A 25,306-nucleotide genomic window follows, 5' to 3' on the forward strand; every position below is an offset into this window, starting at 1 on the left:
TATGGAGGCGGAGGTTGCGTCTGTCGACGACCAACTCAGGGTGGCATTTTGCCCTGCTGTAATTTGCAAGGGGGCTGCAGTGAGTGAGACCGCGGGGGTCGGCGTTGGCACGGCATGGGCTGCGGAGATGAAGCAGTATAGTGCGGCAAGAACAATTTTGACGACAAGAACATGTTTAAGCGGGAATCGCATCTCTCCTCCCTTGCTGGGCATGGCAAGTAATTACTGATGTTCTGTTCGCGGCCAAAGCCCGCGTGGTGCTTTGGGTCTCAGATCTTCAGCCTGGTGCAGTGAGCCGATGTCGTGTAGGAAAAAAGAAAACTAACACATTTAGTGAGTATGGTGAAAAATACACTAGGGGGAATGTGCAGGTTAGGTCAAGAGGGAAAAAGCGGACGCGCAAAAAAAAATGAGATTGGGGGGCGCCGAATGGAGGCCAGGAATACGTGGCTTCTGCCTTTACGATAAGAGACAGGGATGGAAATCCCGGGCTCCTGCGCGAAGTCTTCCTGCCGATGGTGACGAGGCATCAAAAATCAGATGTTTTCCGGCAACCTTCCTTTCTTTTTATCTTTTTCCGATTCCATATTGTCAAGCAAGCCCGGTCTTGGTAATTTCCTCACACTGCGGGGTGGGGCTGCCCAATCCGATGAGCGGCCCAGTGTGGAGATTCGACAAGAAAAGGCTGTGGGCTTCGTATGCATATTACCGAACGGTTGGACAAGGAAATGGGGCTGTACGAGCAGGAGTATCTCCAGAAATGCTGGGCCATTTATCTCGGCCGCAAGGAGATGAAGGAACTGCTCGCCTGGGCCAGGGAGAATAATCTTTACGACAGTGAAGACCTTGAGGGCAGGAACCGCCCGCAATACAAGGGTGCCCTCATCTATGCGGTCAACGACGACACCCACCTGAACGTGGATTAACAGGCTGCCTGAAAGCTCTGGTTCCCGGAGCAGCCCTTTTTCTTTCTGAAATCCCTGTCAGGTTGTGAGCCTTGCCGGTCTCTGGCATGGTCAGCCATACTGCTCGGCAAGGGAGTCGACAATGCCTTTGAGCGCCTCGTAGGATCTTGCCGCTTCCAGCCGATTGCGGATGCTCTTGCCGTTGATGGCCCCGCGAAAGTATTTCCAGGCGTGGTTTCTGATTTTTGAAAGCGCCTCCTCTGGAGAAAGGTACTGTTCGATGAGGGCCAGATGCCTTTGCAGGGCCTTGATCCTGAAGCCGATGGATGGATGCGGGTTCACCCGGGCGGAGAAGATCCAGGGCGCCCCCAAGGCGGCCCGGCCGAGCATCATCCCCTCGCAGCCGGTCCTTGCCAGCACGGCCATGGCTTCTTCCCGGTTTTTCAGATCGCCATTCCCGATTACCGGGATGGCGACATTTTTTTTGATCTTTTCGATTATTCCCCAATCGATCTCCCCGGTGAAACCGTCCGTCCAGGTGCGTGCGTGGACGGCAATGGCCTTTGCTCCCGCATCTTCGGCAATCTGAGCCAGCCTCGGCGCAGTGATTGTTGTCTGGTTCCAGCCGGAACGCATTTTCACCGTCACCGGTTTCGCCGAGCTCCCGCAGACCGCCTCGATGATTTTTTTGGCCAGGGGCAGGTTGTTCATCAGGGCGGCGCCAGCTCCTTCCCTGACCACTTTTTCCATGGGGCAGCCCATGTTGATATCGATGATGGCGATGGGCAAGCCCGAGAGAAGGGCGGCCGCCTCAGCAAACAGGGTGGGGTCGTTCCCGTAAAGTTGCATGGCAACGGGCTGGTCGTCCGGGTTTGTTTGCAGCAGGGCTTCTGCTTTTTCCGGCTGGGAGAGCAGAGACTTGGCGCTGATCATTTCCGCATAGCAGAGCCCGGCCCCGAATTCCTTGCAGAGAAGGCGGAAGGGCAGGTCGGTGCAGCCGGCCATGGGGGCGAGGACAAGGGGGGTGCTGAGGCGGATGGGGCCGATATTCCAGGACATGGGCTGGCTGCGTATCCGTTGCGGGCAGAAGCCCTGCGGCATGGGGAAGGAGAAAAACGAACCCCCTTGCCGGGTTCGTGAGGGTTGGCTGCGGGGTCTTGGTGGCGGACAAGGCGCCGACGACCACAGGGAGCGCAGTATAGATTGGTTGTTGCCGATTGGCAAACAAGAAAAAGCGCGGCTCGACGGGGTTGCCGCGAAATCAACACGGCTCCTTCCTGTTTCGCGCCTGATGCCCGCCCCTGAAGCAGGGCGAGCAATTCCAAAGGAAATAAAACTTCGCCATAACCGGACCGCAACAAACACCGGCAAAGCTGTCGAGACCGGGTCAGATCCGCCGGGCGGGCATTTTAGTGCCGGGAAATGGGAAAAAAAGATTGCAAATTAGTAAGAATTAAACTAAATAATGAATTTCTTATATTAAGAATTGGATTAAATTCTATATTATTATTGTGTCTTGTATACGCTGGGGGGCGTGCTTTATGAAGGAGTTAACGAGTAGAAAAATCACACAATGGTTGCTTGCTCCGCTGGTGCCGATCGTCATCGTCGGCGGCCAGTTTTTTCCCTATCTCGGCTTTTTACCGATTGTTCTGCTTGCCGTCATGGTGGTGCTCGTCATGTTTCGCGGCCGCTTTTACTGCGGTTGGATTTGTGCCATGGGCGCCTTCCATGAGCGCATCCTTGCCCTGGTGAGTCGGAAAAAAAAGATGCTGCCGCTGTTCCAGGCAGCCTGGTTCCGACGGCTTCTTTTTGTCCTGATGATGGGATTGCTTTTTTTCCGACTCCTCCTCTCCGGCGGGGATCCGGAAAAGGTCGGCGCGAGTTTTGTCATGATGTGGACAATATCCACGCTCTTTGCCATGGGCCTGGGCCTCTACTGGAAACCCCGGTCCTGGTGCAGCCTGTGCCCCATGGCGACCTTTCAGGGGCTGTTTTCCTCCTGCAACTATGTGTTGCGGGTGGCGTCGAGTTGCAAGCAGTGCGGAATCTGCCAAAAGGTGTGCCCCATCGAAACAAATCCGGGGGCATACAAGAATCAGGGGTTTGTGGAGAGCGCAAGGTGCATGCGTTGCGCCAACTGCGTGCAAAACTGCCCGCAGAAGGCCCTGGCGTTCGCCAGTGCGCCGCAGGGGCACTGTTCGCCCCTGGGCAATCTCGGCCTGGGGCCGAAAGCGATCCGGTAAGTTTTTTGTGGGCTTCGTGTTTGAAGCGCTGTGGGCATACGAGCCTGCGGCGCTTTTTTTTTGGAAAATCAATGGGTTTTCTCTTGGTGCAACCGGGGGAGGAAGTTGCAAAAAAAAAAGAAAGCCGACTTTGCGGGGAGTCGGCCTTCTTTTAGGAGAAAGGAGATAAGAGTTGTTTATCTTGATCAGTTTATAAAGCAACATGTGTGCCATGGCGGGGGGATTTTTTGTTTTATTTTTTTTGCGTTATAACGGCAGGTTAGTGGGAGATGCTTTTTTGGGCAGAAATACGCGGGTACAAATTTTTAAACCGACCGGGCTGCGGCAAGGGAAGGTGGAGCTGCTAAGTCCTGTGATTTCGTCAGGTTATTCAGGTGCAAGTTTTTTTGTACCGCCTTTGCTGGGGGGAAATCATGGGAGTGAACGCCAGGATCCCGTGCAGGAGATCTTTTACTTTGGAAAGGCGGGAGTATAAAAAATTATACCGGTTGGCGCGGGGAAAAAATACCCGCGCCAGGGCTTGGCGCGTTCCACGTGCAGGGCTGGCCCTGCTGCGACATCCTGTCCAGGCCGGTTTGCGCCGGAAAGGGCTTTTTTTTAGGGTGGTGCAATGTAACAGCATGGAAACACAAAATATTTATGTGGTAAAAACGGGCGAAATATTCTTATAATGACATGCGTGAAAAGCATGAACCAGTGATTATAAGGGAGAAATCGCTATGAAGGAGTGGTTTGACAGTCTCAGTTTACGGGTAAAGCTTTTTCTCTTGGTCGCCTTTGTCATTATCTCTCTGATCTGCAGCATATCCATAGCCCAGTTCATTATCCAGCGCGTCCAGATCGGCGGCAAAACCTATTCCGGCATCGAGATGAAGATGGATTACATCGACAAGATCGCCCGGGTCCGCCTCAATCTCAATCTTCTCAACAGCATCCTCAAGTCCCAGATCATCGATTACGACCCCGAAACCCTGAGCGGGCTGACGACCACCATGGCGAAATTCGATGAGGTTATCGCGGAGATGCGGGAAAGCATTGCCCAGGGCGGAGGCAAGAAGCTTTATTGCGGCTCCTGCCATACCCTGGAGCGGGCCACCGAGGTCGTCGCCTCCTACGAGGAGCTGGCCGCCTCCTGGGGGGAGATGAAAAAGTTGATCAACGGCAGCATCCTGCCGGCCCTGGAAAAAGAGGACGCCGATACCGCCCTGGAGGTTTTTGAGGAGGATTTCTTTGAATACTACTATGACCTCATGGGCAGCACGAAGACCGCGGTCGATCTGTTGCGGGAAGGCGCTGATCTGATGAAGGAAAAGACCATTGCCGAGGTGAAATGGTTCAGCCTCTTCTTTGCCGTGGGCGGCGGGGTCACCATCATCGTGGTTATTCTCTTTTCCATCTTCTTCGTGCAGATGATCGTGCGGGTCATCAACAATATTGTCCACGAACTCGAACAGAGCGCGGACAGAATTTCCGACGAGGCGCAGGCCACTGCCAGCACTTCCCAGACCTTGGCGGAGATGGCCTCGGAAATGGCGGCCTCCCTGGAAGAAACCAGCGCCTCCCTTGAGGAGATTACGGCCATGGTGCAGCAGAACGACCACAACTCCTCCGAGGCCAACTCCTCCATGAAGCAGAATGCCGACATCAGCGCCAAGGCCAACACCAATGTGGCGGCAATGCAGCTCTCCATGCAGAACATCAAAAAGGACAGCGACCAGATCTCCTCGATCATCAAGGAGATTGAGAGCATTGCCTTCCAGACCAACCTGCTGGCCTTGAACGCGGCAGTGGAGGCCGCCCGGGCCGGGGAGCACGGCGCGGGCTTTGCCGTGGTTGCCGAGGAGGTTCGGAATCTTGCCCAGCGCACTGCCGGGGCTGCCAGGAATTCCAGCGACCTGATCGACCGGGCCATTACCAACGTCAATGACGGCCTGAAAAAGGTCAACGAGGTTGTCACGGAGTCGCAGTCCGTGGTGGAGGGCTCCCGCAAGGTCGGAATTCTGGTGGAGGAGATTTCCACGGCCTCCCATGAGCAGACCCAGGGGATTGTCCAGATCAACAAGGCGATGACGGAAATGGACAGCGGCACCCAGCAGATGGCCGCCAATGCCGAAGAGCTGGCCGCTGCTTCCGAAGCGGTCACCTCCCAGACCCTGATGCTTCGCGACAACATTATGATGCTGACACAGTTGGTTGAGGGAAGGAAGGAGTCAAACCGCCGCCTTGGCGACGTTCCTGCCCGGGTGGAGTAGGAAGCCACGGGCCAGGGGCGTCCGGTTTTTGTTTTTTGTTTGGCAGAAGAGGCCGTGCCTTCACCGGCACGGCCTCTTCTGTCTTGGCTGTTATTTGCGAAGCAGGTCCTGACGGCTACGGACCTGAGGTGGAACCATGGGTTTTTTCCTTGCCGGGGATCTGGGCGGCACAAAAACCATCCTTGCTCTCTATCAAATGCACGCCGGGCGCCACGTTCTCCTCCGGGAGCAGCGTTTTGCCAGCGGCGAGCATGCCGATCTGGGCGGCATGGTGGCTGAGTTTCTCAAGGGGTGCCCGCAATCGCCCGTTCTGGTTTCCTTCGGGGTGGCCGGGCCGGTGGTCGCGGGCAAGGCCTCGATCACCAATCTCGGCTGGACAGTGGACAGCGCCCAGCTCAAGGCACGGTTCGGATTCGCCGAGGTGCTGCTGCTCAACGACCTGGTTGCGGCGGCCCGCGCCGTCCCTTTTCTGAAGTCCGAGGATCTTTTCGTGGTCAATGCCGGCGAGGCGGTGACAAACGCGACCCTTGCCGTCCTTGCGCCGGGCACTGGTCTGGGGGAGGCATATCTCTGCTGGGACGGTGAACGGTACCGCGCCTATCCATCCGAGGGCGGCCATGCGGACTTTGCGCCTTTAACCGCGCAGCAGCAGGAACTGCTTTCTTTCCTGCGGGAAAGATTCGGGCATGTGAGCTATGAAACCGTCTGTTCCGGCCTGGGGATTCCGCATCTCTATCAGTTTCTCGTCGAGGCCGACGGGAGGCGGGTTTCCCCGCAACTTGAGGAAGAGTTGGCCGGCGCCGCGGATCGCACCCCGGTCTTGCTGCGGCATGCCCTGGAACATGATTGCCCGGTTTGCCTGGAGACGCTGCGGCTCTTTTTTGCCGTGCTCGCCGCGGAGACCGGTAATGCGGCCTTGAGGTTCCTGGCGACGGGCGGCATATTTCTGGGAGGAGGCATCCTTCCCCGTCTTCTGCCTGTCTTTGATCGACAGGCCTTCATGGCGGTTTTCGTCGGTAAGGGCCGGATGGCCGACATCCTTCGCCGAATTCCGGTGCGGATCATTACCCGGGAAAATACGACCCTTTTGGGGGCGGCTCTGGCCGCATCCCAAAGGATGGCGCAGGAGGAAAATCAGTGTCGATAAAAGATCTGGCCCGTGAATTGTACCGCGCCCGGCAGCAGGTGGAAAAACTTGAAAAACTCCTGGCCGGCGCCACGCCGGATCAGGAGATGCGCCTTGCCGCAGCCCTTGAGGAGGCGAAAGCCGAATGGCGGCTGCTTCGCAACATGATCGACGGCCGCAAGAGCGAGCCCTGTTCCCGCAGGAAGTAGTAGTCCTGAATTTCCCCCAGTCTTGGCGTTCCCCTCTATTTTTCCCTTGAAAAGTGGGTGTGTGTTTGCTAATTATTAATGATAATTTTTCCTATTAAGGAGGGCGCCATGTGTATCGATGTTCGAAAAACCTGTGAGTGCGGCGCGCGGAAGGTGCAATTCCATCTGCGGGATAATCTCATGCAGCCGGAAGTGATCCAGCGTCTTTTTTGTCCAGCCTGCCCAGGCAATACGGCTTTTGATGAGCAAGCCATGCTCAACGACAATGGCTGGGTCATTGAATACGACATGCCCCTGGCAAAGATGCTTGCGGCAAGCAGGCTGCAACTCGACATGGATGCGGTGAACCCCGGTTTTATCTTCGACCATGGGTATGCCTGCTGGCTGGAGATGTACCCTGGCGAGCGGGAGGAGATCAAAGAGGAAAAAGATAAAATCGTGGCCCTGCTCAAGGAGGATCAGAAAAAGTATCTTGAGGCCATCCAGCGCTGGAATATTGAGCGGGTGTCCAGGCTCAAGGCGGAGGGCTGGAGAAAGGCGCTCTATTCCTGAGCGCAGGGGGGAGATATCCGCGGCTGGCAAAAGGGGTCTGGCGTCACCAGGCCCCTTTTTTTATGGGAAATCAGTCGATCCCGCGAATGGGAACCATTCCCGCAGCATCGCCTGCAGGGAGCCGTCTTGCCGCCAGGCGGCAAGGGCGCTGTTCGCCGCCTGCAACAGGGGAAGGTCGTTCTTGCCCACCGCCCAGGCCAGCTCTTCGCGGGTCAAGGGATAGTTGAGCACCATAAGGCCCTCGGCCCCGTTCCTGCTCGCCTGGAACCAGATCACCGGGGCGTCATGGACAAAGAGGTCTATTTTTTGATTCTTGAGGGCATTGACCGCCGCCTCGGGGGAGGGAAAAAAGAACTCTTCGGCCCCGGGGCAGAACCGCTGGACAAAGATATCGCCGGTTGTTCCTTTTTCGACGCCGATACTGGCGTTTGCGGCGAGGATTGCCTGGGCGGTGGGAAAATCCTCCGCCCTGGCCGAGGAGGTGAGGGCCAGCTGTCCGGTGATGAGGTACGGCTCGGTGAAGTCGACGCTGAGTCTGCGCATCTCGCTGATGACCATGGCGGACATGATGATGTCCACCTCATGGTGCGCGAGGGCGGAGAACTGATGTTCCGAGGTCAGTTCGACAAAGCGCACCTTTTTGCCGAGGCGTGCGGCAAGTTTTTTGGCGAATTCCGCTTCAAGTCCGGAGATGGCGCCGGTCTGGCCGTCCCGGTAAATGAGGTACGGGTAGTCGGGGGTGACGCCGACCCTGAGGAATTCCGGATCCATGCCGGGGCTGGGTTGGACGGCGGCGGTGCAGCCCGCGAGCCCGAGCAGGAAAAACACGGAGCACAGAAAAAAGAGACTGGCGGGAATTCGCGTTGTATTCAAAGGCAATTCCATCCTCGCTCGGTTCGCGGCTGGCAGTAACGCCCGGAGGCGCGCGCAGAAAGATCCTGATACTTTGTCCGGTTTTCCGCCCGAAGTCAAGCGCCTTTGGCGCAAAGCAAAAAAGCAACTCCCCGGGCCTTTTCGCAAAAAAAGGCGGGCCGGCGGCCAAGAAAAACTCAGCCGGCTTTCCCTTCCGCGTTCCTGGCGAGGAGGATCAGCACCTCCAGATTCGCCGAGCCGGGGAACATGTCCAGGGGCACGATGCGCTCGGGCCGGTAGCCGCCTTTCTGCCATTCTTTGAGGGATTGGGGGATCTGATCCACCCCGCAGAAGATATGCAGCGCCTTGCGTGGTTCCCGGCCGGCCAGTTCCTTGATCACGCCGGGTAGCGGCCCCTGCCTGGGCGGGTCGAGGAGCAGCGCCTCCGGGCCGGTGGGTGGCGGCAACTCGCGTTCCAGCATGGCGGCGGTGATGCGGCGGGCCATGAATTTGATTTTGCCGCCGCGAGCCCGGTTGAGGCGGGAGTTCTCTTCCGCCGCCCGGATTGAAGGGCCTTCACCGTCGATGGCCAGCACCTGCCGGTAGCCGGGGGCGAGAAAGTGGCTGAAGAGTCCGTAGCCGCAATAGAGGTCGAGCAGGTTCTCGTTTGCCGCCGGGACCAGCAGCTCCCCGGCCTTTTCCAGCATCGGCTCCACCATGGATTCGTTGATCTGGGAAAAGGAGGTGGGGTGGAAGAGGTAGCGGCAGCCGGCAAAGGAAACCGCAAGTTTGTCCGGGCCGAAGAGCTTTTTAAAGTGCAGGGTTTCCGCCGGTCGGCTGCTTTCCAGGTAATAGTCCGATTTGCTTGGGTCCAGATAGACAAAGGCCGCTGCCGGAGGGTGGGGCAGTTTCCGGAGATGTTCGGCCAGCATTTTCAGCTTGCGGACCAATGGGCCGTTCAGCATATCCACGTTGAAGATTATTGCCTGCTCCGCATAGCTGCCCCTGATGATCAGATAATTGAGATGGCCTGCCACCAGGCGGTAAGTGGCCTCGCTGAGCTTTTTCTGCAAAAAGGCAAAGAGGGCGGCATGCTCGCCCGGCTCCAGGGGTGAGGGCTCAAAGGGTTGTCCTTTTTTGGGCAGGGCGGCCTTGTCGCCGAAGAGCAGGTAGAGGGTGGAACCGTGCAGCAGGCCTCGCCGTTTCGAGGTGGTGCGGTACCCGCGGGCTCTGGGGGAGGCGATGGTCGCCTCCGGTTTGCCCGCCAGCCTGTGGTGTTTCCAGAAGAGCGCCAGACCCTGATTTTTGGTGGCAAGCTCGGCCGCATATTCGAGATGGGCCAGGGGCGAACTGTGCAGAGGCTCAAGGTCGGTGCGGGGCAGGCTGGAGGTGATCAGGGGCCTTAAGGCGTCGGCAAAGGAGAGGGGGGCCGGCTGGTTTCTGGCAAAGGGCGCTTTTGGGCGCGGCAAGGTTTCGGCTTGTTCATCCGGCGAGGCCTTGGGGGCGGCAACGGTTTTGGCGCCCGGTTTTTTCGCCCTGTTGCCGGTGGGGCTCTTTTTTTGCTGGGATCGTCTGAAGGCCAAGGGGTCACCACGGGAAAGGGGGATGAGGAAAAATCCACTATACCGTGCGAGAGCGAAGTTGGACAGGAAAATAGCAGGGCGCGGCGCAGCCGCGGCCGCTCATTGCCGCTCATTGCCGCTCATTGCCGCTCTGCCCGCTCTGCCCGCTCTGCCCGGCCGACAACATTTTCGACAAGGGAGAGAGGCGGGGACGCAAGCGCTCCGCGCAGGAGTCCGGCGTATTTGGCCCGCTCCGCCGGGGCCATGACTTCCCCTTTTTCCGTGCGGTAGAGGCCATCGTTTGCATAGCGGGGATAGAGGTGCAGGTGATAATGCCAGACCTCCTGGTTGCCGGCCGGTTCGTTGTGCTGCCGGGTGGAGATGCCTTCACAGCCGTAGGCGGTCTTCATGGCCAGGGCGATTTCGCGGGCCACGGCGTGGATCTTGGCGGCAAGCTCCGGGGGCAGGTCAAAGATATTTTCATGGTGTGCCGCGGGCACGATCAAAACATGGCCCTTGTTGTTGGGCCACTGCCGGCTGCAGATGAAGGCCAGCACCGCCTCGTCCTGGTAGACGATGTCGCTTGCCCGCGAGGTGACGTGCTCGTTTGCAACCCCGGCGGCCAGCAGGCAGAATGGGCAGCGGTAGGCGAAGGGGGCATGGCTGTGCATGGGGGATCCTGGTCTGAGGTTGAAGGGAAATCCAGGCCAGATATAGCATAAAAGAGCAGCGGGATCCCGTTAAAATTATGTTTGCCGGGGCGCTTTTTTCGTGGAAGTTGCTGACGAAATGCGTTTTTTGCGTTATAAAGCGCTTTTGGCGGGCCTGGTTTGAGGCCCGTTTTTATTTTCCTTCGCCCCTCCGCATGAAAACGAGGCGTTTTCCCCCCTCTTTGCCCGAGGCGGCAAGGTTTTGTCCAGATCAAGCAGAAAAGGTTACAGCATTGAGCAGTAAACTGAGCAAGGAAATCAAGCGCCGCCGCACCTTCGGCATCATCAGCCACCCTGACGCCGGCAAGACCACCCTCACCGAAAAACTCCTCCTTTTTGGCGGCGCCATCCAGATGGCCGGCGCGGTCAAGTCGCGGAAAACCGACAACCACGCGGTGAGCGACTGGATGAGCATCGAAAAGGAGCGCGGCATCTCGGTGACCACCTCGGTGATGAAATTCAACTACCGCGATTTCGAGGTGAACCTCCTGGACACCCCCGGCCACCAGGACTTTTCCGAGGATACCTACCGGGTGCTCACCGCGGTGGACAGCGCGCTGATGGTGATCGACAGCGCCAAGGGCGTCGAGGCGCAGACCGAAAAGCTGATGGAGGTCTGCCGGATGCGCAACACGCCGGTCATCACCTTCATCAACAAGCTCGACCGTGAAGGCCGCGAACCGCTTGATATCCTGAGCGAGATCGAGGAGAAGCTGCAGATCGAATGCACCCCGCTCTCCTGGCCCATCGGCATGGGCAAGAGCTTCAAGGGCGTTTACAATATCCACCGGCAGGAGCTGAACCTCTTCACCCCCAGCCAGGACCGGCGGCCGCAGGACTCCATCGTGGTCAAGGGCCTGAGCGATCCCCTCCTCGACGAGCTGCTCGGCAGCCAGGCCGACAAGCTGCGGGAGGACATCGAGCTTATCTCCGGCGCGGCCAGCCCCTTTGAACACCGGGAGTATCTCAAGGCCAGCCAGACCCCGGTCTTTTTCGGCAGCGCCATCAATAACTTCGGGATCCGGGAGCTGCTGGACGCCTTTGTCGAGCTGGCGCCGGCCCCCGGACCACGCGCGGCCGTGAGCCGCATGGTCTCCCCGGAAGAGGAGGCTTTTTCCGGCTTCACTTTCAAGATCCAGGCCAATATGAATCCGGCCCACCGGGACCGCATCGCCTTTTTCCGTATCTGTTCCGGCAAGTTCACCCGCGGCATGAAGGTGATGCACCACCGGCTCGGCAAGGAGATCTCCCTGGCCAACGCCACCATCTTCATGGCCCAGGACCGCACCAACGTCGAGGAGGCCTATCCCGGCGACATCATCGGCATCCACAACCACGGCACCATCAAGATCGGCGACACCTTTTCCGACAAGGAGCCCCTCAAGTTCACCGGCATTCCCAATTTTGCCCCCGAGCATTTCCGGCGGGTGCTGATCAAGAATCCGCTCAAGGTCAAGCAGCTGAACAAGGGTCTGGTGCAACTGGCGGAGGAGGGCGCGGTCCAGCTCTTTCGGCCGCAGCTGGGCAGCGATTACATCCTGGGCGCCGTGGGTGTGCTGCAGTTTGACGTGACCATGGCCAGGCTCAAGGCGGAATACGGGGTGGAAGCGGTGTACGAGCAGGTGAGCTATGCCACCGCCCGCTGGGTGGAGTGCGAAGACCGCAGGAAACTCGATGAGTTCAAGGCCAGGAATCAGGCGCATCTGGCCCTCGACGCCGAAGGCCACCTGGCCTACCTGGCGGAAAGCGAATGGCGTCTGGGCCGCACCAGGGAGCTGTTCCCGGACATCGTTTTCCACAAGACCCGAGAGCACAGCTGAGGCGGTCAGCCCGGCTCCGGCCGCTTTCGGTTCTCGGGCCGGGCCGGATTTTCCCGATCTTTCTTTCTGCCGCGCAATCTGCCGGCGCAGAGCAGAAATCCGGCGGCGGCCAGACGCAGCGCCCGCAGGCCAATGACCGCAAGGCCGAGCCCCACCCCGGTCATGGCAATACCGGCCAGGACGCGTTCCTTTTTTTTCGTTTGCTCCTTTTTCCCCATCTTGCGCTGATTGTAGCGCTTTCCCTTCTGTCTCGCCAGCAATCACGCTTGCAGGATCAGCAAAAAAATGTGCATCATTATGAAGAGGGTGGCCGGTGCTGAACCGGACCGTCCGTCATGAATCGGATCCCGCTGTTCCCTGCCCGGTCTGAAAACCGCAACAGCCGATGGTGTAATGGTGCAAAGTTCCGTCACAGTGGAAGCGCAAAATACCGAGGACGCCCGGACGGAAGGGGCGCGCCTGCTCAAGGTGCCGACTGCCGGGGTGGATGTCGCTGAAATCGGCGCGGGCCGCTATCAGGTTTCGGTCAGGAATCTACCCGGCCGTTTCGAAGTCGTTGTGCAGCCGGACAAACTGGCCGCCTTTCTCAAGGTCATCACTCCTCCCCTTGGCAACGGCCGGCCTGTTTCCGCGGAGGACGTGCTCCTGGTCCTGGCCGGGAAAAATATTGTTTTTGGCATCGACAACGAAGCCATCGCCCAGGTGGTCGCCCTGGCCAGGGAAACAGGCAGCCCGGAGAGTAATGTCTGCATCGCCCGCGGAGTGCCAGCCATTGCCGGGGCCAACGGCAGGGTGGAGCTCAAGGTGGGCCTGGGCGCGGCCAATCCGGCCCCCGAAGCCGCCGACATGGTCAGGCCCGGTCAGGTTGTCGCCGTGCGGATTCCTGCCGCGAGCGGCACCGCGGGCACGGATGTCTTTGGCGAGGTGATCCCGGCCGGGGTCGGGGCGGAAAGCGTCTTCACCGCCGGCGTCAACGTGCATGCGGAAGAGGACGGCCTCAGTTTCGTGGCCGATATTTATGGCCGGGCCAGCGCCTCCCGGGAAAGCATACTGGTGATCAATCCGGTCCGGCTCAGCGAAGACAAGATGTCGGCATATCTGCCCATCCAGCCGGTCATGGCCGACAACAGCCGCCTGACCGCGGCCGATGTCAAGGTGACCCTGGCCGCGGCCGGCGTGGTGCACGGCATCCTGGAGGAGGCGATCTCGGCGGCTCTGGCCCGGGACACCCCCATTGCCGAGCTGCGGGCGGCTGCCGGCTCTCCGGCCCGGGACGGGGTGGACGCCCAGGTCAAGTTTGCGTTTCGCCTCCATGGCCAGAATCCGGCGGTGACCGACCAGGCCCGGCAGACCGGCGTCCTTGCCGAAAAGAGTCTGGTCCGGGAGTTGGTGCTGGGGGGCGATGTCCTCGTCAAGAAGGTGCCCCTGGTGGAGCCGGTTGCCGGCAGCACGGTCATCGGCGAGATTCTGGCCGGCCAGCCGGCCGGGGATCTGGCCATCACTCCGGGCGAAAATGTGGCGGTCATAGACGATGGGCTCACCTTTATCGTGGCAGAGGCCATCGTGGCCGGCTATGCCGACTATGCCGACGGCGTTGTCGCCGTTCTCGATCCCGTCAGGATCTCCGAAGACAACATGCGGGCCTTTCTCACCGTTCATCCGCCGGGCCGAGGCGGCATGGGCCTGAGCATGGAGCTGGTCGAGCGCCTGCTTGCCCGGCACCAGATCGTGTTCGGGGTCAGCAGGAAGGTGGTGCAGAAGGCCCTGGCCTATGCGGCGGAGAAGAACAGGGTGCTCCACGATGTGGTCGTCGCCAGAGGGACGACGCCGGTCGCGGGGCGCGATGCCGAGATCGAGATGCACATCTCCCTGGGGAAGATCGCCGGGGTCTCTTCGGAAACTGGCGACCGTCTCGACTACCGGGAAAGGAACCTCATCAACAATGTCAAGGCCGGTGAGGTCATTGCCCGTAAGATCCCGGCGGGAGAGGGGCAGCCCGGCCATGACGTCCTGGGCCGGGAGCTGCCGGCCGAGCCCGGTCTCGACAGGCAGTTGCTTCCCCAGGCCAATGTGGCTGTTTCCGAAGACGGACTCGTCTTCACCGCCCAGACCGGGGGGATGGTCTCCCTGATTGACAAGGATAAGATCGCGGTTTTTCAGGTTTACGAGATCAAAGGCGATGTGGATTACGCCACCGGCAACCTGGACATGGAGGGCGCCCTGGCCATCAAGGGCTGGGTCCGCTCCGGTTTTACCGTGCGGGCCAGCGGCGATGTCCTGATCGGCGGCGGCGTCGAGGACGGCCTTGTTTCCTCCGGCGCCAATGTCAAAATCGCGGGCGGGGTGATCTGCCTGGAGCATGGCAGGGTGAAGGCCCAAGGCGATGTTTCGGTGAAGTTTCTGGAGCGGGCTCGGGTCCATGCCGGCGGCAATATCTATATCCATGACGAGGCCATGCGCAGCTTTATCTCGGCCGGCGGCACGCTTTCCGCGGTGGCCGGCAGGGGGCGGATCCGGGGCGGCACCGTCTCGGCGATCCAGGGCATCGAGGTCAATGAGGTGGGCTCCGCGGCCGGGGTCAGGACGGTGCTCATGGCGGGCACCAATCCCGTCCTCAAACGGCGGATCGCCGCCCTGAACAAGCAGATCAATGGCTACCGCCGGGAGCGGGCCAAGATGGATACGGTGCTGGCCCGTTACCTCGGGCACGGCAAGGGGGCGAATCTTCCCAAAGACGTGATGCGCAAGCTGTCCCTGCTCGCCAAGCAGCGCCGGAATCTCGCCCAGGCCGAGGCGCATCTGGCAAGGCCCCGGGACGAATTGGCCAGGGAACTGGCAGCCATTGATTTGAAGGCGATCAGGGTCATCATCAGAAAAGCGGTTTACGTCGGGACCACCATAGTGATCGGCGGCCAGATCCACAAGGTCGCCGAGGATATCAGGCGGCCGGCGGTTTTTCTTCTCGATGAGGCCGGGCGGATTGTCATGCGATGAAAACGAGTTCAGATACCTAAGGAGAAGGGAGCGATGAAGATCAAGAAACTGCGGGTCAAGGATCTCATGCAGGCCGGAGTGAAAACCATTGCCAGGGACGCCACCCTGAAGGCGGCGGCCAAGGCGATGTACGAGCAGAAGGTTTCCAGTCTGGTGGTCAAGCCGGCCGACGACAGCGACGCCTTCGGTATCGTCACCAGAAAGGACGTCCTCGAGGCCATGCTCATGGACAGCGAAGGGGATTTTTCCTATCTGGTGAGCGATGTGATGACCAAGCCGGCCATCACCGTGGGGCCGAATCTTTCCATCGAAAACTGTCTGCTCCTGATGCGGGTGGCCGGGACCCGGCGGCTGCCAGTGGTGGAAGGGGAAAAGCTCGTCGGGATCATCAGCAACACCGATGTTTTTGACCGCCTGGTCAGCGGGAAATAGCACGACGGAAACGGCATGGGAAAAGCGGGGATGCACTTTCTTGCGGAAACGGTTGTTGTCGACAGGCTCACGGCCTATGTCCGCGCTCTGGCCAAAGAGAGCGGCGGCTTCGGGGCCACCAGGCGGTTGCCCGCCACCGTGGAGGACACCTTTCATGCCGTTGCCATCCTGAAGCTCCTGGCGGATAACGCTTTTTTCGACGCGCCCCTGCGCCAATGCCGGAGCGATGCGCGACTGCTGGCATACCTCGGCGGGCTCTGGCCCGGGATGCGGCTTGATTTCAAATCGGTCCACCAGCTCTCCGCCACCGCGGCGAATCTTGAGGCCGCCTTTGCGCCGGCGCCGATGAAACGGCTTGTTGCGGCAAAACTTGGCGACAATCCCGGCCTGCCTGCCTGTTATTACGCGGCCCTGATTTCAGGGCGCGAAGCATTGCCCCTGTTTCGGGCGCGGCTGGGAGAGCACTGGCGGCAGCGGCTCCTGCCGGCGCGGTGGACCTGCGAGGAGATGATGATGGGACTTGAGATCCTGCAGGCGGTCGGGCAGGAGCCGGATGAGGAGCTGCGGGAAAAACTGGTGCCCTGGTTTCAGAACTGCCAGACCGCGGACGGCGGCTTCGGCTTCATGCCCGGCACCACCTCCTTTATCGAAAACAGTCATTTCTGCCTGCGGGCCCTGACCAGGCTGCGGGCAAAGCCCCTCGATCCCGGCGGGGCCGCAGCCTTCATCGCCGGCTGCCAGACCCGCAACGGCGGCTTCGGCAGGCGGGGCAGGGCCGCCCCCTTTCTCGATGCCACCTATCACGCGGTGGCAGGTCTGTCTTTTCTTGGCGGGCTAGGACCTCTTTAGGCGCGGGCGGTTTTTTCCCGCCCGCAAGCGTCCTGCCGGCAAAGAGTGACCCTGCCTATTCCTTGGGCGTCCATGTCCGGATCAGTTTTTTCGCTTCGGCAATCTGCGCCGCGGTCATTTCCGCAACCAGCTCCGCGAGTGCCTGTTCGGCGTTGCCGTCCTCCTGTTCCGCGGCGAGGCCATACCACTTGTAGGCCTGGACCAGATCCCTTTCCACTCCGTCTCCGTAACGGTAAAGCAGGGCCATGGCGCTCTGGGCCGTCCGGTCGCCGGATTCGGCGGCCAGGAGAAACCATTGTGCCGCCTCCCGGTAATCCTGGGCAACTCCTTCCCCCCTGTAGCAGGCCATGCCCATGAACAGCCGCGCCTCTGTTTCGCCCTGCGCCGCCGCTTTGCCATACCAGCTGGCCGCCTCGCCGCGGCTTTCGGCCACCCCATCGCCGTAATAAAGCATGGCGCCCAGATCCATCTGGGCCTGGGCTTCCCCGGCGGCGGCGCGTTCCCGGAGCTGGCCGAGTTCATCGGCAAAGGAGGGAGAAGCAAGGGCGGAGAAAAGAAGGAGGAGGACGGCGGCGATACGGATCTTGCCCGGCCCGGCCATTTGTCCCGGGCGGGGAGGCGGACAAAATGAAAGCCCCGATGAGGCTTCGCCGCTTGAGCATTTGTGGGGTTTGGTGGAGATGATTGCGGCCATCGGGGCTTGTTTTTATTTTCGATGAAAGGGCAGGGAAAAAGCAACTCAAAAAAATAAAATTTACCTGGCCGTCGCTCACTGGGCCAGCTGGCCGGATTTGCGCAGGTAATACTCGTAATCCCCTTCAAAGTTGCGCATCTCGCCGTGGTCGATCTCCATGACCCTTCCCACCAGGGAACGGAGGAAGTGGCGGTCGTGGCTGACCAGCAGCACGGTGCCGTTGAACTTCTTGAGCGCCGCAAGGAGGATCTCCCTGGATTGGATGTCCAGGTGGTTGGTGGGCTCGTCCAGGATCAGGAAATTCAGGGGCCGGGCCAGGAGGGTGGCCAGCACCAGCCGGCTCTTTTCGCCGCCCGAGAGCAGGTGGATGCGCTTGTCCACGCTGTCGCCCTGGAAGAGAAAGGCGGCGCAGAGGTTGCGGATGGTGCCGATGTTGGCCTGGGGGATGGCGTCCTGCACGGTTTCAAAGACCGTGCGTTCGGGGGAGAGGACATCCATGGCGTGCTGGCTGAAGTAGCCTGATGCAACATTGGCCCCGAGGGTAAGCTGGCCTGTGCTTGCCGGGGTCTGGCCGGCCAGGACCTTGAGGAAGGTCGATTTGCCGGCGCCGTTGACCCCGACCACCGCGATTTTTTCCTGCCTGCGGATGACGCCGGAGATGCCGGAAAACACCGATTTGACGCCACCATCGTCCAGGGGCCAGATTTTGCCCAGATTCTCCATGCGCACCACGTCGTCGCCGCTGCGCGGCGGCTCGGCGAACTCGAAGCTGATCACCTTCTGTTCCGGCGGCAGCTCGATGCGCTCGATCTTGTCGAGCTTCTTGATCCGCGATTGCACCTGGGAGGCATGGGAGGCGCGGGCGGCGAAGCGGGCGATGAACTCCTCCTCCTTGGCCATCATCTCCTGCTGGCGACGGTGGCTGGCGAGCAGCTGCTCGCGGCGGATCTCGCGCTCGCGCAGGTAGAAGTCGTAGTTGCCGCTGTAGGTGGTGACGCAGGTGTTGGCCACCTCGATGATCCGGCTGACCAGCCGGTTCATGAAATCCCGGTCGTGGCAGGTCATGAGCACCGCGCCTTTAAACTCCTTGGCCAGCCACTCCTCCAGCCAGACGATGGACTCCACGTCCAGATGGTTGGTGGGCTCGTCCAGCAGCAGGACATCGGGATTCAGGGTGAGGATTTTCGCCAGGGCGATGCGCATCTTCCAGCCGCCGCTGAAGGATTCCACCGGCCGGTTGAAATCGGCCGGGCCGATGCCAAGCCCGGTCAGCACCGCCTGGGCGCGGGCTTCCAGGTCGTAGCCGCCGCGGTGTTCGAACTCTTCCACAGCATCGCCGTATCGCTCCAGGAGCGCCGCCATCTCCGGGTCAGCCAGGGGTTGGCCCATGGCCGCCTCCATCTCCTTGATCCGCTCGCCAAGCAGCATCACCTCGCCGGCCGCGGACATGGTTTCCGCGAGAGCCGAACGGCCGGCCATCTCGCCCGCATCCTGGGAAAAGTAGCCGATCACCGTTTTTTTCGCGCAGGAGATTTCCCCCTTGTCCGGCTCCTCTTCGCCGGTGATCAGGCGAAAGAGGGTGGATTTGCCGGCCCCGTTGGGGCCGACCAGGCCGGTGCGCACCCCGGGCAGGATCTGGAAGCTGGCGTTGTTGAAAAGCACCTGGGAGCCGTGCTGTTTGCTGATGTTGGTGAGATGGATCATGTCTGGTCTCGGTTGGGGAAAAAAGAAGCAAAGGTCCGGGCGGCTGCCGTGCCAGGGTGGGTTTGCGAAGTTCCGCTTCTTCACGGCCTGGGGATTCTGCTGGTATCTTCTCGAAAGAGCGCCTCTTTTAGCACGAAGGCGGCCGGGCCGCAAGACTATTTTTTTCTTCGTGGCCGCCGGATTGCAGGGCAAGGCTTCCCAGTGGCGCCGGGGCGAGGTATAATGCGCGGCCTGTGGGAAGTTGGGCAACGGGACGCGAGGGCGGGGAGGTTTGCGATGCGGGGGAAAACAGGTATGGTTGGCGCGGTGTGTTCGCTCCTTTTGCTTCTCGCCGGCTGTGCAAGGCAGCCTGCGCCGGCGGAGTTGCCGGCGGAGCAGGCAACCGGGGCAATTGCGGTTCCCGTCCTGGAACCGCCGGCCCGGGATCTCGGGAGTGTTGTCCAGGACGAACCCGCGCCCGCCGAGGTATCGCCGCCGGCCGCGGCCCTGCCTTCCCGTTCCGGCCGGAGCAGCGCCGAGTGCTATCCGGCGCAACGGAGCGCCCGCCAGATCGTGAAGGGCCGCTGCGAGCCGCAAAGCCTGCCCTTTGCCCGCTGCCGGAGCGGCATCGACACCTGCCGTCTCGGCGTGGAAAACGGCCCGCTCACCTGGTTTGCCTGTGAAGAGCGGCGCGGCAACACTTCGGCCGTCCCCCGGCAGGGCAGCATCCTCATCCTCGCCGCCAACGCGCGGCGGAAGATGCCCACTGGCCATGTCGCCTATGTGGAGGAAGTTGTCCAGGAAGGAGCGACCACCTTTCGGCTCATCTTCTCCCACACCAATTACGACCGCAAATGCAGTCTGGAGACCGGCATTACGGCCACCTACGATCTCGCCGCCCGCAGCATCGACATCGAAAGTGGGGCCTGGCGGGCCTGGGGCAAAAAGCTGGCCGTGGCCGGCTTTATCCTCGACTGAGCCCGGGCCTGCCGTTTCCCGGATATACTTTTTCCCGTTTCTATAATAAAATTTCCCCAATGGGCTGCCGCGGGGGCAACCCGGCAGGAATCGCGGAGCAAGGCAGCAGCAATGATCGCCTATTTTCAGGAACTCAATCCGGTCGTCCAGGCGTTTTACGCCACCCTTTTCACCTGGGGGCTGACCGCCGCCGGAGCCGGCGTCGTTTTCGTGACCAAGAAGGTGAATGCCCTTTTTCTCGATGCCATGCTCGGTTTCGCCGCCGGGGTGATGATCGCGGCCAGCTTCTGGTCGCTGCTGGCACCGGGGATCGAGATGTCCACCGCCATGGGACTCACGCCCTGGCTTACCGCCGCCAGCGGATTCCTGGCCGGTGGCATCTTCATGCGCCTGATCGACATCTATCTGCCCCATCTGCACCCGGGACTTGACCTGAGCAAGAGCGAAGGGTTGAAAACCTCGTGGCAGCGCAGCACCCTCCTGGTGCTGGCCATCACCCTCCACAATATTCCGGAAGGCCTGGCCGTGGGCGTGGCCTTTGGCGCGGTGGCGGCCGATATCCCCTCGGCCAGCCTGGGCGGCGCCGTGGCCCTGGCCATCGGCATCGGCCTGCAGAACTTTCCGGAAGGCACCGCGGTTTCCATGCCCCTGCGCCGGGAAGGGATGAGCCGGAGCAGGAGCTTCATGTACGGGCAGGCCTCAGGCCTGGTGGAACCCGTGGCCGGGGTGCTGGGTGCCTATTTTGTCCTGAGCATGCAGGCGATCCTCCCCTATGCCCTCTGTTTCGCCGCCGGCGCCATGATCTTTGTCGTGGTGGAGGAGCTGATTCCCGAGTCCCAGCAGAACCAGAAGCACATCGATCTGGTCACCATGGCGACCCTGGTGGGCTTTGCCGTGATGATGACCCTTGATGTGGCCTTGGGGTGACGGCAATGCAAAAGGGAAAAGGAAAAATGCAGGATGCGAGAAAGACTCAGAAGGAGAACGTCTTCCACCGGCTGAACCCGGATCTGGTCCTGACCCTGGTGGAAAAGGCGCTGGGGGTGCGCTGCACCAACCTCTGCCGGCCTTTGGCCAGCTATATCAACCGGGTCTACGAGCTGGAACTGGAGGATGGCGCCGGCCTGGTGGTCAAGTTCTATCGGCCCGGTCGCTGGACCCCCGGCGCCCTCAGGGACGAGCACGATTTTCTCCTTGAGCTTGCCAGCCGCGAGATTCCGGTGATCGCGCCCCTGGAGACGCAGGCGAACGGAACCCTCTGCCGGCATGAGGAGATGTACTTTGCCGTCTTCCCCAAGTGCGGCGGCCGCAGCTATGACGAGTACAACGACGACCAGTGGCTGGAGATCGGCCGTCTTCTCGGCCGCATCCATGCCGTGGGCGCCGGCCGGCGGCCGGAGGGGCGGATCGTCATGACCCCGGACAGGTCCACCCGCCAGCAGGTGGACTTCCTGCTCGCCGGCAACTTCATCCCCCCTGACCTGGCCAGGGAGTTTGCTTCCCTCGCCTCGACCCTGATCGCCGAAATCACCCCCCTGTTCGCGGATGCGGAGCTGATCCGCATCCACGGCGACTGCCATTTCTCGAACCTTATCTACCGGCCGGGCGAGTCATTTTATGTCATTGATTTCGACGACATGGCCCTGGGGCCGCCGGTGCAGGATTTCTGGATGCTGCTGCCCGGCTACCGCGAGGAGAGCTTCGCCGAGATCGATCTCTTTCTCGAGGGCTACGAGACCTTTCGCGATTTTGACCGGAAAAGCCTCGCCCTGATCGAACCGCTTCGCGCCATGCGCTTTATCCACTACACGGCCTGGTGCGCCTTTCAGGTGGCCGAGGAGGGCCTGAGCCGGGTGGTGGCCGATTTCGGCAGCAGGGAATACTGGCAACGGGAGCTGAACGATCTCGCCGACCAACTGGAGAAGATCAGGACCGCGCCCGAACCCCAGGGCAACCGCTGGTAAGGCTCCGGCCTTTGTGCCGGCAGCGCGGGCGCGCGGGAATTGAAGGGGGAACGGACCATGAAAACCATCGGCATCATCGGCGGCATAGGCCCGGAATCAACGGTTGCTTATTACAGGGAAATCATCGCCGCCTTCAACACAAGGCACCGTGCTTTGGCCTATCCGGAAATCATCGTCTACAGCGCAAATCTCAACCAGCTGCTGGAGGTGATCGAAACCGGGGACCGGCAGAGGCTTTCCGCGTGGCTGCTGGAGAAGATCGCCGCAATCCATCGTGCCGGCGCGGAATTCGCGGCCATCGCCTCGAACACTCCGCACATTGTTTTTGATGCAATCAAGGCGCGATCGCCCATCCCGCTGCTGAGCATAGTGGAGGCAACCCGCGGCAGGGCCAAGGAGATGGGATTGAAGAAAATCGGCCTTCTGGGGACCAGGCTGACCATGGAGTCGGATTTCTACCAGAAGTCCTTTCTCGCCGAAGGCATGGCCGTTGTCGTCCCTTCGGAGGAAGAGCGGCAAACCATCCAGCAAAAAATATTTTCCGAAATCGAATTGGGGATCTTCAAGGATTCGACGCGGGAAGAATTGCTGGCGATCGCCAAAAGGATGGCGGATGAGGACGGGATCGATTCCCTGATCCTGGGGTGCACCGAGTTGCCCCTGATATTGCCGGAAAGCGGCCACGGGATTCCCTTCCTCAACACCACGGCAATTCACTGCGAGCGCATCGTCTCGTATTGCCTCACCGATTAAGCCGGCCGACGCCTGGCGCGGAAACCGGTTGACAAGAATCCGGTTTCTGGCAAACTGATTGAGCGGTGCGGCCGCGGCAAGGCGGAAGAAGAACCCCTTCCCGCGGCCGGGCGCATTTTGTTTTTTTTGCCGACAACCGGATTCCGCCGGGGCGCCGGCATCCCCCGAAAAGAGAAAGGTCAAACGATGAGTCCCCGCAGGCGAGTTCTGCTCTTGATTTTCATAATGTTCTCCGTGGTTCTGGTGGTCGAGGCGATCACCATCGGCATTCTTTTCCAGACCGGACTCGGGCAGGAAAAAGCACGTCTGGTGGAAACAGCGAAAAGTCAGGCGCGGCTGATCGAGGCGGTGGCCCGTTTCGACAGGACTTACAATTACGCCTATCCCCACGGGGCACGGCAGGCGACTCTTTCCCAGCTCGTCGATGCCCATGCCAGGTACCGGGGCTTTGGCGATACCGGGGAATTCACGCTCGCCACCAGGGAAAACGACCAGATTGTTTTTCTGCTGAGCCATCGTCACCATGACCTCGACCAGCTGCGGCCGGTTCCCTGGAACTCCGGGCTGGCGGAACCGATGCGGCTGGCGCTTTCCGGAAAATCCGGAACGATTATCGGCATGGATTACCGGGGCGAACGGGTGTTGGCGGCATATGAGCCGGTGGCGGAGCTGGGTTACGGCATTGTCGCGAAAATAGATTATTCGGAAATCAAAAAGCCGTACCTCAGGGCAGCCCTGATAAGCGGCATCATGGCGGTATTCGTCATTGGCTCCGGGGTCGGTTTTTTCTTTAAAGTAACCAACCCTATCTTGAACAGACTGCGCGAGACCGTGGAAAATCTGGAAAAGGCCTTGCTGGAGGTGAAAACCCTCCGGGGCATACTCCCCATCTGCTCGTTCTGCAAGAAGATCCGGGATGATAACGGGTACTGGAACCAGCTTGAGGTCTATATCAAGGCCCGCTCCGATGCGGATTTCAGCCACAGCCTCTGTCCGGACTGCCTGGAAAGGCATTACCCGGAAGAGCATGCCCTGCTGCGGGGAGAGAAGTAGTTCGGGAAAGACAGGTCGGACCGGCGGAGTTTGACCTGGGCGCGTGGCCGGCAAACGGCGGCCGCCCCTTTGTCGTGTTCCGGAGATTATTCCCGCGATACCCGCATCTCCACGGCCCTTATGGCGTCGGCGGCGGAACTGGTTATGCCGCCGGTGTAGCCCGCGCCTTCGCCGATCGGGTAGAGATTCCTGGTGTTTACGGATTCAAAGTGCGCGTTGCGGCTGATCCGGACCGGCGAGGAGGTTCTTGTTTCCGCGCCGAGCAGGATCGCCCGCCGGGAAACGAACAGGGGAATTTCCTGTTTCCAGTGGGCAAAGGCGGCCAGCAGCTCTTCCGCCACGAAGCCCGGGAAAATGTCCTTCATCTCGGCGGGGACGGTGCCCATCCGGTAGGAGTTTTCATTGAGGCCGGCCGCGCTCTTCTCGCCTAAAAAATGCATCAGGTTCTGGGCCGGCAGTCGCCAGCCTCCCCCCCCGGCCGCGAAGGCCTTTCGCTCGATATCCTCCTGGAACTCGATGCCCGCCAGGGGGCTTGCCGATTTGTAGTCATCTACATGGCAGGTCACCACCAGGGCCGCGTTGGAAAAGGCGGAAGCCCGTTGCGAGTAGCTCATGCCGTTGACCACCAGCAGCCCCGGCCCCGAGGAGGCATTGATCACCTCGCCGCCGGGGCACATGCAGAACGTATAGACCCCCCGCCGGATCTTCCGGTTGGTATAGTTCAGGGAATAGGTGGCCGCGCCCAGGCCGGGATAATTCCGATACTTGCCGCCATAGCGGAGAAGATTGATGGTTTCCGCCGGGTGCTCGATTCTCACCCCGACGGAAATCGGCCTCTGTTCGAGGGCGACCCCTTTTTCATGCAGCATGGCGATGGTATCGCGGGCGGAATGGCCAAGGGCGAGATAGATGTCCGAAGAGAGATATTCCTGGTCGCCGTTGATGACAACCCCCCGGGCCTTGCCATCCGAGATCAGGATATCCGTCATCCGGGCGCCGTAATGGATCTCGCCGCCTCGCGCCAGGACATGGTTTCTGATATTGCGGACGATTGCGCAGAGTACATCGGTCCCCAGATGGGGCTTGCCGATGTAGCCTATCTCCGGCGGGGCGCCGAATTTGATGAAGGTGGCCAGGACCCGATCGACATAGCCGGTATTGTTGTTGCGCCGGGAAAAGAGCTTGCCGTCGGAGTAGGAGCCGGCGCCGCCTTCGCCGAACTGGATATTCGATTCGGAATCGATTTCCCGCTCGTCCAGAAAGCGTTGCACGTCGAGGGTCCGTTCCTCGATCTTTTTGCCCCGGTCAAAGATGCGGGGCCGTAAGCCGTATTCGATGAGTTCAAGGGCGGCGAACATCCCGGCCGGGCCGAAGCCGATGATTATGGGGCTCACCTTGCTGGTGACGGGTTTCCGGGGTTCCCTGGCCGGGGCGTGGTAGGGCGGCAGGTTCCGGTGGTTGGGAAAGCCGTCCGCAACCCGGACAACGAGGGAAATCCTGAAATAGAACTGTTCCTTGTTGCTCGCGTCCAGGGACTTGCTGAGCATTTTCACGATGGCGATGGTTTCGGCGCCGGTTTCCATCTCCCGGGCGGCGGCACGGATATAGGCCGCCGGGCCGTCTTCTTCGATGGGGATTTGCATATTGCTGATGATCAGGTCCAAGGGGACGC

General features: G+C 60.5%; 24 protein-coding genes. 16 read left to right on the forward strand and 8 right to left on the reverse strand.

Annotation, left to right across the window (positions count from 1 at the left end; translation table 11 throughout):
* Nucleotides 1-698 precede the first annotated feature (698 nt).
* The gene (locus ACUUL3_RS16415; RefSeq protein ID WP_448553197.1) at nucleotides 699-926 is read left to right on the forward strand and encodes a hypothetical protein; all 228 of its coding nucleotides are present in this window, start codon (nucleotides 699-701) and stop codon (nucleotides 924-926) included.
* Between the two features lie 90 nt (nucleotides 927-1,016).
* Here the strand turns inward: ACUUL3_RS16415 and dusB are convergent, their stop codons facing one another.
* Nucleotides 1,017-1,964, reverse strand: coding sequence for a tRNA dihydrouridine synthase DusB (gene dusB, locus ACUUL3_RS16420; protein WP_448553198.1), 948 nt, complete (start codon nucleotides 1,962-1,964; stop codon nucleotides 1,017-1,019).
* 40 nt (nucleotides 1,965-2,004) lie between these two features.
* Between dusB and ACUUL3_RS16425 the strand changes: the two genes are divergently transcribed.
* The 6 genes from ACUUL3_RS16425 (at nucleotide 2,005) to ACUUL3_RS16450 (ending at nucleotide 7,290) form a co-directional block, all read left to right on the forward strand.
* Nucleotides 2,005-2,352, forward strand: coding sequence for a hypothetical protein (locus tag ACUUL3_RS16425; protein ID WP_448553200.1), 348 nt, complete (start codon nucleotides 2,005-2,007; stop codon nucleotides 2,350-2,352).
* A 94-nt stretch (nucleotides 2,353-2,446) separates the two neighbouring features.
* Nucleotides 2,447-3,151 carry a 4Fe-4S binding protein gene (locus tag ACUUL3_RS16430; RefSeq protein ID WP_448553202.1) on the forward strand — a complete coding sequence of 235 codons (705 nt, stop codon included), beginning with the start codon at nucleotides 2,447-2,449 and terminating at the stop codon, nucleotides 3,149-3,151.
* 719 nt (nucleotides 3,152-3,870) lie between these two features.
* On the forward strand, nucleotides 3,871-5,403 hold the full coding sequence (locus ACUUL3_RS16435; RefSeq protein ID WP_448553204.1) for a methyl-accepting chemotaxis protein: 1,533 nt from the start codon (nucleotides 3,871-3,873) through the stop codon (nucleotides 5,401-5,403).
* Nucleotides 5,404-5,539: 136 nt separating this feature from the next.
* Nucleotides 5,540-6,550 carry a glucokinase gene (gene glk / locus ACUUL3_RS16440; RefSeq protein ID WP_448553206.1) on the forward strand — a complete coding sequence of 337 codons (1,011 nt, stop codon included), beginning with the start codon at nucleotides 5,540-5,542 and terminating at the stop codon, nucleotides 6,548-6,550.
* Nucleotides 6,541-6,738 (forward strand): hypothetical protein, encoded by a 198-nt coding sequence (locus ACUUL3_RS16445; RefSeq protein WP_448553208.1) that lies wholly within the window; start codon nucleotides 6,541-6,543, stop codon nucleotides 6,736-6,738. Before glk ends, ACUUL3_RS16445 begins: the two co-directional genes overlap by 10 nt.
* 108 nt (nucleotides 6,739-6,846) lie before the next feature.
* A complete protein-coding gene (locus ACUUL3_RS16450; RefSeq protein ID WP_448553210.1) occupies nucleotides 6,847-7,290 on the forward strand; it encodes a hypothetical protein in 444 nt (147 codons plus the stop codon).
* Nucleotides 7,291-7,350: 60 nt separating this feature from the next.
* Here the strand turns inward: ACUUL3_RS16450 and ACUUL3_RS16455 are convergent, their stop codons facing one another.
* The 3 genes from ACUUL3_RS16455 to ACUUL3_RS16465 all read right to left on the reverse strand — a co-directional run bounded on the left by ACUUL3_RS16455 (nucleotide 7,351) and on the right by ACUUL3_RS16465 (nucleotide 10,375).
* On the reverse strand, nucleotides 7,351-8,163 hold the full coding sequence (locus ACUUL3_RS16455) for a substrate-binding periplasmic protein (protein WP_448553212.1): 813 nt from the start codon (nucleotides 8,161-8,163) through the stop codon (nucleotides 7,351-7,353).
* A 176-nt stretch (nucleotides 8,164-8,339) separates the two neighbouring features.
* Nucleotides 8,340-9,725, reverse strand: coding sequence for a class I SAM-dependent RNA methyltransferase (locus ACUUL3_RS16460; RefSeq protein WP_448553214.1), 1,386 nt, complete (start codon nucleotides 9,723-9,725; stop codon nucleotides 8,340-8,342).
* A 119-nt stretch (nucleotides 9,726-9,844) separates the two neighbouring features.
* Complete coding sequence (locus tag ACUUL3_RS16465; protein WP_448553216.1) at nucleotides 9,845-10,375, reverse strand: HIT family protein; 531 nt, start codon at nucleotides 10,373-10,375, stop codon at nucleotides 9,845-9,847.
* Nucleotides 10,376-10,647: 272 nt separating this feature from the next.
* Here ACUUL3_RS16465 and ACUUL3_RS16470 point away from each other — a divergent pair, with 272 nt between their 5' ends.
* Nucleotides 10,648-12,234: a peptide chain release factor 3 gene (locus ACUUL3_RS16470; protein WP_448553218.1), complete on the forward strand. Its 1,587-nt coding sequence runs from the start codon at nucleotides 10,648-10,650 to the stop codon at nucleotides 12,232-12,234.
* Nucleotides 12,235-12,239: 5 nt separating this feature from the next.
* Here ACUUL3_RS16470 and ACUUL3_RS16475 read toward each other — a convergent pair whose 3' ends face one another.
* Nucleotides 12,240-12,494, reverse strand: coding sequence for a hypothetical protein (locus tag ACUUL3_RS16475; protein ID WP_448553220.1), 255 nt, complete (start codon nucleotides 12,492-12,494; stop codon nucleotides 12,240-12,242).
* Between the two features lie 133 nt (nucleotides 12,495-12,627).
* On the opposite strand from ACUUL3_RS16475, the gene ACUUL3_RS16480 reads away from it, so the two are divergent.
* From ACUUL3_RS16480 to ACUUL3_RS16490, 3 genes are read left to right on the forward strand one after another with little or no spacing between them, the layout of a single operon-like run.
* Nucleotides 12,628-15,228: a flagellar assembly protein A gene (locus tag ACUUL3_RS16480; RefSeq protein WP_448553222.1), complete on the forward strand. Its 2,601-nt coding sequence runs from the start codon at nucleotides 12,628-12,630 to the stop codon at nucleotides 15,226-15,228.
* Between the two features lie 33 nt (nucleotides 15,229-15,261).
* Complete coding sequence (locus tag ACUUL3_RS16485) at nucleotides 15,262-15,660, forward strand: CBS domain-containing protein (protein WP_448553223.1); 399 nt, start codon at nucleotides 15,262-15,264, stop codon at nucleotides 15,658-15,660.
* A gap of 15 nt (nucleotides 15,661-15,675) precedes the next feature.
* Nucleotides 15,676-16,509 (forward strand): prenyltransferase/squalene oxidase repeat-containing protein, encoded by an 834-nt coding sequence (locus tag ACUUL3_RS16490; protein ID WP_448553225.1) that lies wholly within the window; start codon nucleotides 15,676-15,678, stop codon nucleotides 16,507-16,509.
* A 55-nt stretch (nucleotides 16,510-16,564) separates the two neighbouring features.
* Here the strand turns inward: ACUUL3_RS16490 and ACUUL3_RS16495 are convergent, their stop codons facing one another.
* Both ACUUL3_RS16495 and ACUUL3_RS16500 read right to left on the reverse strand, forming a co-directional pair.
* A complete protein-coding gene (locus ACUUL3_RS16495) occupies nucleotides 16,565-17,110 on the reverse strand; it encodes a tetratricopeptide repeat protein (RefSeq protein ID WP_448553227.1) in 546 nt (181 codons plus the stop codon).
* A 168-nt stretch (nucleotides 17,111-17,278) separates the two neighbouring features.
* A complete protein-coding gene (locus ACUUL3_RS16500; protein ID WP_448553229.1) occupies nucleotides 17,279-18,907 on the reverse strand; it encodes an ABC-F family ATP-binding cassette domain-containing protein in 1,629 nt (542 codons plus the stop codon).
* 294 nt (nucleotides 18,908-19,201) lie between these two features.
* Between ACUUL3_RS16500 and ACUUL3_RS16505 the strand changes: the two genes are divergently transcribed.
* The 5 genes from ACUUL3_RS16505 to ACUUL3_RS16525 all read left to right on the forward strand — a co-directional run bounded on the left by ACUUL3_RS16505 (nucleotide 19,202) and on the right by ACUUL3_RS16525 (nucleotide 23,634).
* Nucleotides 19,202-19,864: a hypothetical protein gene (locus ACUUL3_RS16505; RefSeq protein ID WP_448553231.1), complete on the forward strand. Its 663-nt coding sequence runs from the start codon at nucleotides 19,202-19,204 to the stop codon at nucleotides 19,862-19,864.
* A gap of 111 nt (nucleotides 19,865-19,975) precedes the next feature.
* Nucleotides 19,976-20,791 (forward strand): ZIP family metal transporter, encoded by an 816-nt coding sequence (locus ACUUL3_RS16510; protein WP_448553233.1) that lies wholly within the window; start codon nucleotides 19,976-19,978, stop codon nucleotides 20,789-20,791.
* Nucleotides 20,792-20,817: 26 nt separating this feature from the next.
* Nucleotides 20,818-21,828: a serine/threonine protein kinase gene (locus tag ACUUL3_RS16515; RefSeq protein WP_448553235.1), complete on the forward strand. Its 1,011-nt coding sequence runs from the start codon at nucleotides 20,818-20,820 to the stop codon at nucleotides 21,826-21,828.
* A 57-nt stretch (nucleotides 21,829-21,885) separates the two neighbouring features.
* Entirely contained in the window at nucleotides 21,886-22,581 is a 696-nt protein-coding gene (locus ACUUL3_RS16520) for an aspartate/glutamate racemase family protein (RefSeq protein ID WP_448553237.1), read from the forward strand.
* A gap of 213 nt (nucleotides 22,582-22,794) precedes the next feature.
* Nucleotides 22,795-23,634 carry a hypothetical protein gene (locus tag ACUUL3_RS16525; protein WP_448553238.1) on the forward strand — a complete coding sequence of 280 codons (840 nt, stop codon included), beginning with the start codon at nucleotides 22,795-22,797 and terminating at the stop codon, nucleotides 23,632-23,634.
* Nucleotides 23,635-23,720: 86 nt separating this feature from the next.
* Here ACUUL3_RS16525 and ACUUL3_RS16530 read toward each other — a convergent pair whose 3' ends face one another.
* Complete coding sequence (locus ACUUL3_RS16530) at nucleotides 23,721-25,298, reverse strand: FAD-dependent protein (protein WP_448553239.1); 1,578 nt, start codon at nucleotides 25,296-25,298, stop codon at nucleotides 23,721-23,723.
* Nucleotides 25,299-25,306 lie beyond the last annotated feature (8 nt).

The sequence above is a fragment of the Thiovibrio sp. JS02 genome, assembly GCF_053485635.1.